The sequence below is a fragment of the Pseudomonas sp. 2(2015) genome, from assembly GCF_000955865.1.
In the GTDB taxonomy this organism is placed as follows: domain Bacteria; phylum Pseudomonadota; class Gammaproteobacteria; order Pseudomonadales; family Pseudomonadaceae; genus Aquipseudomonas.
The window spans coordinates 60,171-72,392 of record NZ_JYOF01000013.1 but is presented as its reverse complement, the minus strand read 5'-3'; the positions used below and the strand labels follow the sequence as shown (position 1 = coordinate 72,392).

The window sequence follows — 12,222 nt, the reverse complement described above, 5'->3', positions numbered from 1 at the left end:
ATTTCCCGACGGCAGGTGCTCAAGCACGCAGGCCTTGGGCTGCAGCCGGTGACCGGCCGGTCGTCAGCGCCAAGTTTTTCTACTGTATATTTGCCCAAGGGTCGCCTGCGCCCCTAAAATGGCCGGATGCGCGATGATCTCTCTCTCCTGTTGAACTCTCTCAACGACGCCCAACGCCAGGCTGTAGCTGCGCCGGTCGGTCGTCAGTTGGTCCTGGCCGGTGCCGGCTCCGGCAAAACCCGTGTGCTGGTGCACCGCATCGCCTGGTTGATCCAGGTGGTGCAGGCCTCGCCGCACTCGATCCTGTCGGTTACCTTCACCAACAAGGCCGCTGCCGAGATGCGCCAGCGTATCGAACAGCTGATGGGCATCAACCCGGCCGGCATGTGGGTCGGCACCTTCCACGGCCTGGCGCACCGCCTGTTGCGCGCGCACTGGCAAGAGGCCGGGCTGAACCAGAACTTCCAGATCCTCGACAGCGACGACCAGCAGCGTCTGGTCAAACGCGTAATCCGCGAGCTGGGCCTGGATGAACAGCGCTGGCCGGCGCGCCAGGCACAGTGGTTCATCAACGGCCAGAAAGACGAAGGCCTGCGCCCGCAACATATCCAAGCCAGCGGCGACCTGTTCCTCGGCACCATGCGCAGCATCTATGAAGCTTACGAGGCAGCCTGCCAGCGCGCCGGCGTCATCGACTTCTCCGAGCTGCTGCTGCGCGCCCTGGACCTGTGGCGCGATCACCCGGGCCTGCTCGAGCACTACCAGCGGCGCTTCCGCCATGTGCTGGTCGACGAATTCCAGGATACCAACGCCGTGCAGTACGCCTGGCTGCGGCTGCTGGCCAAGGGCGGCGACAGCCTGATGGTGGTCGGCGATGACGACCAGTCGATTTACGGCTGGCGCGGTGCCAAGATCGAGAACATCCACCAGTACACCGCCGACTTCCCTGACGCCGAGCTGATCCGCCTGGAGCAGAACTACCGTTCCACCGCCGGCATCCTCAAGGCGGCCAACGCCCTGATCGCCAACAACAGCGGGCGCCTGGGCAAAGAGCTGTGGACCGATGGCGGCGATGGCGAACCGCTGAGCTTGTACGCTGCCTTCAACGAACACGACGAAGCCCGCTACGTGGTCGAGAGCATCGAAAGCGCACTCAAGACCGGCCTGGCACGCAGCGACATCGCCATCCTCTATCGCTCCAACGCCCAGTCGCGGGTGCTTGAAGAAGCACTGCTGCGCGAACGCATTCCTTATCGCATCTATGGCGGCCAGCGCTTCTTCGAACGCGCCGAGATCAAGAACGCCATGGCCTACCTGCGCCTGCTCGAAGGCCGCGGCAACGATGCCGCCCTTGAGCGGGTGATCAACGTGCCGCCGCGCGGTATCGGCGAGAAAACCGTCGAAGCGATTCGCGAGCACGCGCGCCACGCCCAGGTTTCGATGTGGGAGTCGATGAGCCTGCTGATCGCCAACAAGGCGCTCAAAGGCCGTGCCGCCAGTGCCTTGGGCGCGTTCATGGAAATGATCGAGAACCTTGCCGCCAAAGTCCTGGAGATGCCCCTGCACCTGATGACCCAGACGGTTATCGAGCAGTCCGGGCTGATCGTCTATCACCAGGAAGAGAAAGGCGAAAAAGGCCAGGCCCGGGTAGAAAACCTTGAGGAACTGGTCAGCGCCGCGCGCAACTTCGAAAACAGCGAAGAAGACGCCGAATTGTCGCCACTGGCGGCCTTCCTCGGCCATGCCTCGCTGGAAGCCGGCGACGCCCAGGCCGACGAGCACGAAGACAGCATCCAGCTGATGACCCTGCACAGCGCCAAGGGCCTGGAATTCCCTCACGTCTTCCTGGTCGGCATGGAAGAAGGCCTGTTCCCACACAAGATGAGCCTGGAAGAGCCCGGCCGTCTTGAAGAAGAACGCCGCCTGGCCTATGTCGGCATCACCCGCGCCATGCAGCAGCTGGTGATGACCTACGCCGAAACCCGCAGGCTGTACGGCAGCGAGACCTACAACAAGGTCTCGCGCTTCGTACGCGAAATTCCGGCCGGCCTGGTGCAGGAAGTGCGCTTGTCCAACAGCGTCAGCCGCCCGTTCGGCTCCGGTCAGCAGCAGAACTCGAGCAGCCTGTTCGCCAACGCCAACATCCCGCAGACCGCCTTCAACCTTGGCCAGCGGGTGCAGCATGCGGTATTTGGCGAAGGTGTGATCCTCAACTTCGAAGGCTCCGGCGCCCAGGCCCGGGTCCAGGTCAACTTTGCCGAAGGCAGCAAGTGGCTGATGCTCGGTTACGCCAAGCTCGAAGCGCTGTAACGCAGAAAATCCTGTAGGAGCGGGCTTGCCCCGCGATGCAATGTGACTTGCACGCCGCAATCGCGGGGCAAGCCCGCTCCTACAGCGTATTCAGATCATTCAGGCAAAAGCTGGAAACATTATGGCGCTGGTCATGTGTCCTACAACCTGTGCACCATGACGCGCGTGCAATCCACAAAACGGGAATACCCTTCTATGCAACGTTTTCTTAGCATCGCTTTGGCGCTGTGCATCGGCCTGACGATGAGTCTCGACGCCAACGCCAAACGCTTCGGCGGCGGCAAGAGCTCGGGCGCCGCGCCGACCCACCAGACCCGCCAGGCAGCCCCAGCTACCCCGGCTGCCTCGCCAACCGCGCCAGGTCGCGCACCTGCCGCCGCCAGCGGTGCTTCGCGCTGGCTCGGCCCGCTGGCCGGCCTCGCCGCCGGTGGCCTGCTGGCCTCCATGTTCATGGGCGACGGCTTCCAGGGCATGCAGATCTTCGACATCCTGATCATGGCGCTGATTGCCTTCCTGGCGTTCCGCTTCATCGCCGCCCGTCGCCGCAAGCAGCAGCCACAAATGGCCGCCGCCGGCCACGCGCCTTTCCAGCGTGAAGCGCACCAGCCTGCGCAGCCGTCGATCTTCGGTGGATCGGCTGCACCTGCCGCCGCCCGTCCGGTAATCAACGCCCCGGCCTGGTTCAACGAGCAGAGCTTCCTGGCGGCTGCCCGCAACCACTTCCAGTCGCTGCAGCAGCACTGGGACGCCAACGAAATGGACAAGATTGCCGAGTTCGTCACCCCGCAGATGCTGCAGTTCCTCAAGCAGGAGCGTGCTGATCTGGGTGATGCCTTCCAGTCCACTTACATCGACGACCTAAATGTGCAGCTTGAAGGTGTCGACGACCGCGCCGACAAGACCATCGCCACCCTGACCTTCAGCGGTGTATCGAAGACTTCGCGCTTCGACCAGGGCGAACCGTTCAGCGAAAGCTGGAACATGGAACGCGCGCCGGGCGAGAACCAGCCTTGGCTGGTTGCCGGGATCCGTCAGAACGGCTGATCTTGAGGCATTGCACAAAAAACCCCGGGCTTGTCCCGGGGTTTTGCTTTTAGCGCAGCAGGCTACTAGGGTATAACGCGCAGCGTGTCGTAAAGGTTAGAGGATAGAACCGTGGAAGAAGTCATCGAACAGCTCCGAGAAGCCAATGAACCGGTACCGGTGCCGCTGGAGTTGCCGGACGAAGACCAACTGGTCGAAATCGAAGAAGAGTTGTTCATCAACATTCCGTTCGTCTTCAAGGAATTCCTGCTGACGGTCAGCGACGTGGTCTACGGCAGCCTGGAGCCGGTCACCGTCACCGACCCGCAGTCGCATACCTACTTGCCGGACGTGGCAGCCAATGCCTGGGACGCCGGCGTGCCGCGCGACCTGATCCCGATCTGCCAGGACGGCGACGATTACTACTGCGTCGAAGAGGACGGCACCGTGGTGCTGTGGTCCGGCGAAGAAGAGATCGTTACCGAGGACAGCTGGGAATCGGTGTGGCACTGGGCGCGGGATGTCTGGCTGGAAAGCTGAATGAGAAATACCCGCATAAAATAATGGCTCTTGGCTATTAATGCTCGTAGAATCGCCACGCCTTCCCGCGCGTGGCGCTTCGCTACCGCTCCATCCCCTCGGACATTCGAACCGCCCCGCGCAGGAAGCGCCTCTTAGTGGTGGTTTTCCTGGTTGTTTTCCAGGGTCTCCAGCAAAGCGATCTGCATGCGTGTATGCACACGGATGAACCAGCGCCACAGCACCGCCACCACCACTGCCGCGACTATCACGATCAGCAACAGCAGCTCGTTGGTGGGCAGAATGCTGGCCGACAGCGCCGACAGCAGCAAAAAGATCACCAACAGCGACAGCAACGGAATGACCTCGGCAATTACCCGTCGAACCCGCTGGGTGTGGCGCCCGGCCATCTCCGGCTTGACCCCCATCTCCGCCAGCAGCATCGACAGCGCCTTGAGCTTGCGGTACGCAGCGATCAGGAAAGGCAGCGACAGCATCAGCGCCGCGCCCCAGATCAAGGCCTTCTGCTGGCCGACATCGCTGACCCATTCGCTCAGGTAGTCACCGATGCGCGCGGCAAAATAACCACCGCTGAAGAAGATCGCCACCACCAGCGCCAGGTTCACCCCCACCTGCAGCAGAATCCGCCGGATCATCGACGCCAGCAATGCCCCTTGGCCATGGGGCTGGATGCTGCGCAGCCATTCGCCGTACAGCGACAGCACCCGCGACAGGCGCCCCGGCACGACCTTGGCGAGCTTCAGCGACAGCGGGTCGGCGGCGCGAATCAGATACGGCGTAAGCAGCGTGGTGATGGCCGAAACGGCTACCGCCACCGGGTACAGGAAGTCGCTGGTGACCTGCAGGGTCATGCCCAGTGCGGCGATGATGAACGAGAACTCGCCAATTTGTGAAAGCCCCATCCCGACCCGCAGTGAGGTACGTCCGTCGTTGCCGGCGATAAAGGCGCCCATGCCGCAGGACAGCATCTTGCCCAGCACCACGGCAATGGTGATGACCACGATCGGCCAGGCATACTCGACCAGGATCGACGGATCGATCATCAAGCCGATGGCGACAAAGAAGATGGCGCTGAACAGGTCGCGTACCGGTTCGATCAGGCGCTCGATCTTCAGCAATTGGCGCGACTCGGCCATGATCGCGCCAATCAGAAAGGCGCCCAGGACCATGCTGTATTCAAGCTTGACCACCAGCAGGCAGAAGCCGAAACACAGGCCCAAAACGGTAATCAGCAGCATCTCGTTGCTTTCGAAGCGGGCCACGTAAGCCAGCAGGCGCGGCACCAGCAAAATGCCGATGACCAAGGCAACGATCATGAACAGCGACAACTTGCCGACCGTGGAAAACACCTCGCCCGAGCTCACCGTGCCACTCACGGCAATACCCGAGAGCAAGGCGATGATGCCGATGCCAAGGATGTCTTCGACGATCAGCACGCCGAAGATCAGTTGGGCAAAACGCTCGTTCTTCATCTTCAGGTCGTTGAGCGCCTTGACGATGATGGTGGTCGAGGAAATCGCCAGGATGGCGCCGAGGAACAGTGAATCCATGGTGTTCCAGCCGAACCAGCGGCCGATCTCAAAGCCGATCCAGATCATCAGCACGATTTCCAGGAACGCGGCGATGAACGCCGTGGCCCCGACCTTGAACAACTTGCGCAGGCTGAACTCCAGGCCCAGGCAGAACATCAGGAAGATCACGCCGAGCTCGGCCAGGGTCTTGATCGTCTCTTCGTCGTGAATCAGGCCGAACGGCGGGGTGTGCGGGCCGATGATGAAGCCGGCAACAATGTAGCCAAGCACTACCGGCTGTTTGAAACGGTGGAAGAGGATAGTGACCACCCCGGCAACCAGCATGATCACTGCCAAATCCTGGATAAAGCTGATGGCATGCACGGCGTGGGACTCCTTACCTGGTATCCAGAGACAAGCCGCAACTCACCCGATGAATTGTCTGATTGAGTTGCGGGTACATAGCGTTTTAAATGTAGGAATGCCCACCTTGCATGGGCTTCTTCAGGTTAACACCGCCGCTTGTCGCGAAAAGCCGGTGCAATATGAAGAAACAGATCGACCAAAGCATCGCCGCAAATGGCACAAATAGCGTGACGGCAAGGCCGCTGTCAGCGTCCCGTCTACTTAGATGGGAATCGTATTGGGGGAAAGAAGCGTGAACAGCAATCGCCACCCCGCCTCAGCGCAACCTTACCGTGAGCACACTATGGAACCTGGAAACGCCCAGCTGTCGATGACCGTCCTGATGACCCCGGACATGGCCAACTTTTCTGGCAACGTCCACGGCGGCACGCTGCTCAAATACCTCGACGAAGTGGCCTATGCCTGCGCCAGCCGCTACGCCGGTCGTTATGTGGTGACCCTGTCGGTCGACCAGGTGGTCTTTCGCGAGCCGGTGCATGTCGGCGAGCTGGTGACCTTCCTCGCTTCGGTCAACTACACCGGCAACACCTCGATGGAAGTCGGCATCAAGGTGGTCACTGAGAATATTCGCGAGCGTTCGGTGCGCCACAGCAACAGCTGCTTCTTCACCATGGTCGCCGTCGACGACGACCGCAAGCCGGTTGCGGTGCCGCCGCGCCAGCCTGAAAGCAGCGAAGAGAAGCGCCGTTTCCTCCAGGGTAAACAGCGCCGGCTGATCCGTCAGGAGCTGGAAAAGCGCTACCAGGAGCTCAAGGGCGATGCCCTTTAAGACCGCCCGTTAAAAGGCCAGAGGCTGCGCCGCAAAGCGCAGCCGCGGGTGCACGATGCGATCTTGCGCCCGCACCAGTTCCAGCTCGTAGCTGGCACAGGCCTGGGTTTCCAGCAGCACTTCGTGCACCGCGGCGGCGGTGAATTCAAACGCCGCTACCCAGTCATCGCCCAGCAGCAAGCGCGCCAGGAACAAGCCTGATGTCAGGTCACCAACGCCTACCGGCTGGCGGGCGAATGCCAGCAGCGGGCGGCGGATGTGCCAGCTCCCTTCGCCGGTCACCAGCAGCATCTCGAAATCTTCCGCGCCACGCCCCGGGTACGCCAGGTGCTTGACCAGCACCGCTTTCGGGCCGCGCTCCAGCAGGCTGCGGGCCATGTCGACACAGTCTTGCAACGACTCGGCACGGCGCCCGCAGAAGCTGTCCAGTTCCAGCTGGTTCGGGCACAGCACATCAGCACGGGCCAGCGCTTCTTCGAGCAGAAACTCGCTGACCTCGGCCGGAACGATACAGCCCTTCTCGGGATGGCCCATCACCGGGTCGCAGAGGTACAAGGCGCGCGGGTTGGCCGCCTTGATCCGGGCCACGCCGCTGAGGATCGCCCGCCCCTGCTCGGCACTGCCCAGGTAGCCGGACAACACCGCATCGCAGTTGCCCAGCTCACCGATCGTCGCAATCCCTTCTACCAGTGCAGGTATTTGCGCTGGAGCAAGCACTTCTCCGGTCCACTGGCCATACTGAGTATGGTTGGAGAACTGCACGGTATTGAGCGGCCAGACCTTCACCCCGACCCGCTGCATGGGAAACACTGCGGCGCTGTTGCCGGCATGGCCGAAAACCACGTGGGACTGGATGGCGAGCAGATGCGGTGTACGTTTCATGCAGGTCTTCCGAAAGCGTAGGAATGAAAAACAAGGCGCGCAGTATGGCGCTAAATGCCACCTGTACGACAGACCGGGGAGGCAGTTAAGCTGGGCATACCTCGTTGGAGCATATGTAAATGTTGACCCTGGGAAATCTCTTCGTGCTGATGCTGCTGGCCACGGCAGGCGCTTGGTTGTGGCATAACCACGGCTTGCGTGAAAAGGCTCTGGAGCGGGTCAAGCAGCACTGCGCCAAGCTCGACCTGGAGCTGCTCGATGGCAATGTCGCGCTCAAGCGCATCGGCTTTGTTCGCGATGCCAACGGCCGCAAACGCCTGGCCCGGGTGTACAACTTCGAATTCACCGTGACCGGCGAACAGCGCCACCCCGGTACCGTCACCCAGTTCGGCGCCCATACCATGCAGATCGAACTGGCGCCCTACCCGTTCGAGATCAAGACGCCGCCACACCACGATAACGTGGTCGAGATGAACCAGTGGCGTCAGGACCACAACCGCTGGCGTAACTAGACGCGGCAGGCCAGCATGGCCTGTTTTAGCGCTTCAGGAGCTTGCGGCTCGGCGAAAATCAGCTCCAGCCGCGAGTCACGCCGCCATTCGCTGCGGCTCCACAGCAAGGACCGCTGTCCAGCCAGGGCATTGAGCGCTTGCCAGCCGTCCAGGCTGTGGATAACTGCCTTGGCACGGCGCCAGTCCAACTCCCGCAGAAATTGCTCGATGCGGGCACGATCAAACACCTGAGCCGGGTGCCAGCGCCAACCAATGCTCCAGCCCTCCGCCGCCTCCTGGATGCTGCAAATTGGCTCCTGCGGATTTGTCCACAGGCTGCCTATGACTGCAGAAACACTGGCTGATGCCAGTTTATCCACAGCCAGGGAATGGCTTGGCGGAGCACTTGCCATCGGCACTTCGGACAACGGCAGATGGCCGAAATCGGTCCAGTACAGGCGAGTATCCGCCAGCCGGGAAGTTATCCACAAGCGCTGTAGTTCGTCCAGACCAGCGGATTTGTTCAGCACCAGCAGCCCGGCGCTGGCCAGGGTCGAGTGCTGAGCTTGCGGCAAGGCAACACCCGCAGCCAGCTGCTCGGCATCGAGCACCAGTACCGCCGGTTGTACCGCCAGCACCCCCTGCCAGGGCGGTAAGCGCAGTTGCTGCAACAACTGCAACGGATGGCCCAACCCGGATGGTTCGATAAACAGCCTATGCGGCTTGGCCTTGCGCAACAGGCGACCCAGGCCGACCTGGAATGGCATGCCGTTGACGCAGCACAAGCAACCGCCGGCCACCTCTCCCAGGGCAATCCCATCGTCATCGGTTGCCAGCAGCGCTGCGTCCAGGCCGATCTGGCCGAACTCGTTGATCAGCACCGCCCAGCGCTCATCGGCGGGCCGCTGCGCCAGCAACTGGCGAATCAGGCTGGTCTTCCCGGCGCCGAGCGGGCCGGCAATCACGTGGGTAGGAATGTTCTGCAGCATGGGACGGAGAGTGCCTGAAATTTTCGTCACTATGCCGTTATATCAGGCCATCCAGTCAAGGCTGAGGATCAAACGCCGCTCACCATTGGCCAAGGCCGGCGAACGATGGACCAGCCCGCCTCCCTGATTACCAAGCCATTTCTCGCCCTTGAGCAAGGCCACCTCACCCTCGGCCAATTGGCGGATTGCCTCGGCATGCGGTTGCTCCCGAGCCAGTTGCGTACGGTCGATTGCACCTTCTCCCAGCCATTCACTGCCCGGCCCGGCGTAGGTGCTTAGCAAACGCAGAGGGACGTGATCGACATGAAACCGCGGGCACATGGCGTTGCCCAGCGCCTGCAGGCGCAAGCCGACTCGTCGGGCGTCGAGCAAGCAGGCGTAGGCAGCCACCAGCCAGGCAACGTCGGTAACAAACGCCACATGGCCTTCCAGGTCGGCATACCCGCCCAGCAAGCCACTGAGGTCCGGCAACTGTTGTTGCTCATCCAGCTCGATGACCCAGCTTTCACCCAGTGGCTGGTTCAGCGACAGCAGCAAGCGGGCAAAGTCTTCGATCTGCACCGGCAAGCGGCGCTGCCATACCGCGAGATTGACGCCATCCTGCAACGCCTCGGTGAGCACTTGAGGCGTTTCGCCGAAGGCCTGGCGCATCACGCCGCGTCCTCGTCAAACCACGGGCCGAACGGGTCGGGCAGTTGCCGCCAACTGTTCACGCCTGCGGCCATTTCTGCATCGTCGAGCAGGCAGCTCGAGAGCTCGGCATCGAGCCGGGCGAAGTCGATATTCTGACCGATGAATACCAGCTCCTGGCGGCAATCACCACACTCTGCAGTCCAATTCTTGAAGATCTGCGCGCTGCTCTGTTCATCCTGCGGCCACTGCTCACGGGGTACGAAGCGCCACCAGCGCCCGGCAAAACCGTGGCGCATCATGCCGCCGGCCTGCGACCAACTGCCGGCATCCTGGTGCTTGCTGGCGAGCCAGAAGAAGCCCTTGGAGCGCAGCAACCGGCCGTTGTCCCAGGGCCTGTGGATAAAATCGTAAAAGCGCTGTGGATGCAGCGGCCGGCGCGCTTGCCAGGTGGTCGCGGCAATTCCGTATTCCTCGGTTTCCGGCACGTGTTCGCCGCGCAGTTCCTGCAGCCAGCCAGGCGCCTGGGCGGCGCGGTCGAAGTCGAACAGACCGGTGTTGAGGATCTGCTGCAGCTCTACCTGACCCATGACCATCGGCACGATCTGCGCCTGGGCGTTAAGGCTGTGCAAGATCGCGCTGAGCTCTTCGCGCTCGGCGCTGCTGATCAGATCGATCTTGCTCAACAGAATCACGTCAGCGAACTCCACCTGCTCAATCAAGAGGTCACTGATCGAGCGCTCGTCTTCGTCACCAAGGGTTTCGCCGCGGCTGGCCAGGCTTTCGGCGGCCTGATAATCACGCAGGAAGTTCAAGCCATCGACCACCGTGACCATGGTGTCCAGGCGCGCCTGATCGGCCAGGCTGCGGCCTTGCTCGTCACGAAAGGTAAAGGTTTCGGCGACCGGCAACGGCTCGGAGATGCCGGTGGACTCGATCAACAGATAATCAAAACGCCCCTCGCGGGCCAGGCGTGCGACCTCTTCAAGCAGGTCTTCGCGCAGGGTGCAGCAGATGCAGCCGTTGCTCATCTCCACCAGCTTTTCTTCGGCGCGGTTGAGACTGACGTTGCGCTGCACCTCGCTGGCATCGATGTTGATTTCGCTCATGTCGTTGACGATCACCGCGACCCGCAGGTTGTCGCGGTTTTTCAGCACGTGATTGAGCAGAGTACTTTTGCCGGCACCCAGAAAGCCGGAAAGCACAGTGACGGGAAGACGGTTGGGCATGGGGGCTATCCTCATCGGGGCGAGTGCATTCGAACGATGCATTGCGCAATGTTATATTATAACAATACAATCTCGCCAACCCACTTCGCTCAGAACATGACCAAAGGCCGACCTGGAAGATGAAATCACGTTGCCTTTTTGCCTTCGCTGCATTGCTGCTGTGCGAATCCGCCGTTGCAAACGGCGCGCCCCTCAGCAACGGCCTGGCACTTTGTACCCGCAGTGCAACCTTGCTTGCCTGCAGCGATGCCCAGGGCAATTACTACAGCGTGCAAACCCAGGGCAGCACCACCTACCTGCGCGGCTTCGAAATGGAGGGCCGCCGACTGTGGGCACAAACCAATAGCCGCTACGGCCAGCTGACCTTCTTCACAGGCGTGGCGAGCAACGGCGAAACCTGGGTCGGATACAGCCAGCGTGTGGGCTGGACCACCTTGAACAAGGTCTCCAGTTCCAGCGGGCAGCGTTTCAATCTGCGCTGCAATCGTCTGAGCGGCTGCCAATAGCCTTCTTGAAAAGTGAACCCCTGATGAGCGTTTTCACCCTTCCTGATATCGCTGCCCAAGCCACCACTTCCCAATTGCCATTGGATTGGGTCGGCATGTGTGGCATTGCCCTGCCGCTGCAGATCGATGGGCAGATATTGCCAGCAACAGCCGACGCGGGCGTCAGCCTTGATGATGGCGCCTCCCGGGGCATTCACATGTCACGCTTGTACCTGGCGCTGGAAGCCCTCCAGCATCAATCCTTAAGCCCGGCGCTGATCCATAAAGTTCTGGAGGATTTTCTCGACAGTCATATAGGCCTTTCCGCCAGTGCGTTCCTGACCCTGCGATTCGAACTGATGCTCAAACGCCCTGCCCTAATCAGTCAATTGGCGGGTTGGAAAGGCTATCCAGTGACATTGAATGCACAAGTGAAAGACGGAGTGTTCCACGTGGAACTATTCGTCGATGTGGAATATTCCTCCACCTGCCCGTGCTCCGCTGCCTTAGCCCGACAGCTAATTCAGCAGCAATTCATTACCGATTTTGGCGATTGCAGCTTGAGTCATGAGGCTGTCTTGAGTTGGCTGGGCAGTGCTCAAGGCATTGTCGCCACGCCGCACAGCCAACGCAGTGTGGCAAAGCTGCAGGTTCGTCTGTGCGAAGGGTTTAACGAACTGCCGATTGAACCACTGATTAATCAGGCCGAAAGTGCCTTGGGCACCGCAGTACAAACAGCGGTAAAGCGCGCCGATGAGCAGGCCTTTGCCTTGGCTAATGGGCAGAATCTGATGTTCTGTGAAGACGCCGCCCGACGCTTGAATCTGGCCCTGAAAACTCTGCCGTGGCTCGGTGGCTTCTACCTGCGCGTGGAACACGCCGAAAGTTTGCATGCCCACGACGCAGTGGCCCACAGCCAATGGCGCTGGTGAAGCGC

At 61.2% G+C, this 12,222-nt stretch carries 12 protein-coding genes; 7 read left to right on the top strand and 5 right to left on the bottom strand.

Going from position 1 to position 12,222, the window contains the following annotated elements:
• Positions 1–126: 126 nt before the first annotated feature.
• The 3 genes from uvrD (at position 127) to UB48_RS17800 (ending at position 3,873) form a co-directional block, all read left to right on the top strand.
• On the top strand, positions 127–2,310 hold the full coding sequence (uvrD, locus tag UB48_RS17810) for a DNA helicase II (RefSeq protein WP_045199464.1): 2,184 nt from the start codon (positions 127–129) through the stop codon (positions 2,308–2,310).
• 195 nt (positions 2,311–2,505) lie between these two features.
• Entirely contained in the window at positions 2,506–3,354 is an 849-nt protein-coding gene (locus UB48_RS17805) for a Tim44 domain-containing protein (protein WP_045199463.1), read from the top strand.
• 111 nt (positions 3,355–3,465) lie between these two features.
• On the top strand, positions 3,466–3,873 hold the full coding sequence (locus UB48_RS17800; protein ID WP_010222784.1) for an SMI1/KNR4 family protein: 408 nt from the start codon (positions 3,466–3,468) through the stop codon (positions 3,871–3,873).
• 134 nt (positions 3,874–4,007) lie between these two features.
• Here the strand turns inward: UB48_RS17800 and UB48_RS17795 are convergent, their stop codons facing one another.
• Positions 4,008–5,768, bottom strand: a complete 1,761-nt coding sequence (locus tag UB48_RS17795) for a cation:proton antiporter (protein WP_045199461.1) — start codon at positions 5,766–5,768, stop codon at positions 4,008–4,010.
• A gap of 325 nt (positions 5,769–6,093) precedes the next feature.
• Between UB48_RS17795 and UB48_RS17790 the strand changes: the two genes are divergently transcribed.
• Complete coding sequence (locus UB48_RS17790; RefSeq protein ID WP_045186257.1) at positions 6,094–6,579, top strand: acyl-CoA thioesterase; 486 nt, start codon at positions 6,094–6,096, stop codon at positions 6,577–6,579.
• Positions 6,580–6,588: 9 nt separating this feature from the next.
• On the opposite strand, the gene pdxY is transcribed toward UB48_RS17790, so the two are convergent.
• Entirely contained in the window at positions 6,589–7,461 is an 873-nt protein-coding gene (gene pdxY, locus UB48_RS17785) for a pyridoxal kinase PdxY (RefSeq protein ID WP_045199459.1), read from the bottom strand.
• A gap of 119 nt (positions 7,462–7,580) precedes the next feature.
• Here pdxY and UB48_RS17780 point away from each other — a divergent pair, with 119 nt between their 5' ends.
• Entirely contained in the window at positions 7,581–7,973 is a 393-nt protein-coding gene (locus UB48_RS17780; protein ID WP_045199457.1) for a DUF3301 domain-containing protein, read from the top strand.
• Here UB48_RS17780 and UB48_RS17775 read toward each other — a convergent pair.
• Genes UB48_RS17775 through zigA form a run of 3 tightly spaced genes read right to left on the bottom strand, consistent with a single transcriptional unit; the run spans position 7,970 to position 10,800 of the window.
• Positions 7,970–8,941 carry a GTP-binding protein gene (locus UB48_RS17775; RefSeq protein WP_045199455.1) on the bottom strand — a complete coding sequence of 324 codons (972 nt, stop codon included), beginning with the start codon at positions 8,939–8,941 and terminating at the stop codon, positions 7,970–7,972. The two genes, UB48_RS17780 and UB48_RS17775, sit on opposite strands and share 4 nt — an antisense overlap.
• 42 nt (positions 8,942–8,983) lie before the next feature.
• Entirely contained in the window at positions 8,984–9,592 is a 609-nt protein-coding gene (locus tag UB48_RS17770) for a DUF1826 domain-containing protein (protein WP_045199453.1), read from the bottom strand.
• The gene (gene zigA / locus UB48_RS17765) at positions 9,592–10,800 is read right to left on the bottom strand and encodes a zinc metallochaperone GTPase ZigA (protein ID WP_045199451.1); all 1,209 of its coding nucleotides are present in this window, start codon (positions 10,798–10,800) and stop codon (positions 9,592–9,594) included. The genes UB48_RS17770 and zigA overlap by 1 nt, the downstream gene beginning before the upstream one ends.
• Positions 10,801–10,919: 119 nt before the next feature.
• Between zigA and UB48_RS17760 the strand changes: the two genes are divergently transcribed.
• Both UB48_RS17760 and folE2 read left to right on the top strand, forming a co-directional pair.
• Complete coding sequence (locus UB48_RS17760; RefSeq protein WP_045199449.1) at positions 10,920–11,306, top strand: hypothetical protein; 387 nt, start codon at positions 10,920–10,922, stop codon at positions 11,304–11,306.
• A gap of 23 nt (positions 11,307–11,329) precedes the next feature.
• Complete coding sequence (gene folE2 / locus UB48_RS17755) at positions 11,330–12,217, top strand: GTP cyclohydrolase FolE2 (RefSeq protein WP_045199447.1); 888 nt, start codon at positions 11,330–11,332, stop codon at positions 12,215–12,217.
• Positions 12,218–12,222 lie beyond the last annotated feature (5 nt).

What these genes read in the sequence shown, in the direction of transcription:
- UB48_RS17805 (WP_045199463.1), top strand. Translation starts at nt 2,506, where the DNA reads ATGCAACGTTTTCTTAGCATCGCTTTGGCGCTGTGCATCGGCCTGACG.
- zigA (WP_045199451.1), bottom strand. Translation starts at nt 10,800, where the DNA reads ATGCCCAACCGTCTTCCCGTCACTGTGCTTTCCGGCTTTCTGGGTGCC.
- UB48_RS17760 (WP_045199449.1), top strand. Translation starts at nt 10,920, where the DNA reads ATGAAATCACGTTGCCTTTTTGCCTTCGCTGCATTGCTGCTGTGCGAA.
- folE2 (WP_045199447.1), top strand. Translation starts at nt 11,330, where the DNA reads ATGAGCGTTTTCACCCTTCCTGATATCGCTGCCCAAGCCACCACTTCC.
- uvrD (WP_045199464.1), top strand. Translation starts at nt 127, where the DNA reads ATGCGCGATGATCTCTCTCTCCTGTTGAACTCTCTCAACGACGCCCAA.
- pdxY (WP_045199459.1), bottom strand. Translation starts at nt 7,461, where the DNA reads ATGAAACGTACACCGCATCTGCTCGCCATCCAGTCCCACGTGGTTTTC.
- UB48_RS17790 (WP_045186257.1), top strand. Translation starts at nt 6,094, where the DNA reads ATGGAACCTGGAAACGCCCAGCTGTCGATGACCGTCCTGATGACCCCG.
- UB48_RS17775 (WP_045199455.1), bottom strand. Translation starts at nt 8,941, where the DNA reads ATGCTGCAGAACATTCCTACCCACGTGATTGCCGGCCCGCTCGGCGCC.
- UB48_RS17770 (WP_045199453.1), bottom strand. Translation starts at nt 9,592, where the DNA reads ATGCGCCAGGCCTTCGGCGAAACGCCTCAAGTGCTCACCGAGGCGTTG.
- UB48_RS17780 (WP_045199457.1), top strand. Translation starts at nt 7,581, where the DNA reads ATGTTGACCCTGGGAAATCTCTTCGTGCTGATGCTGCTGGCCACGGCA.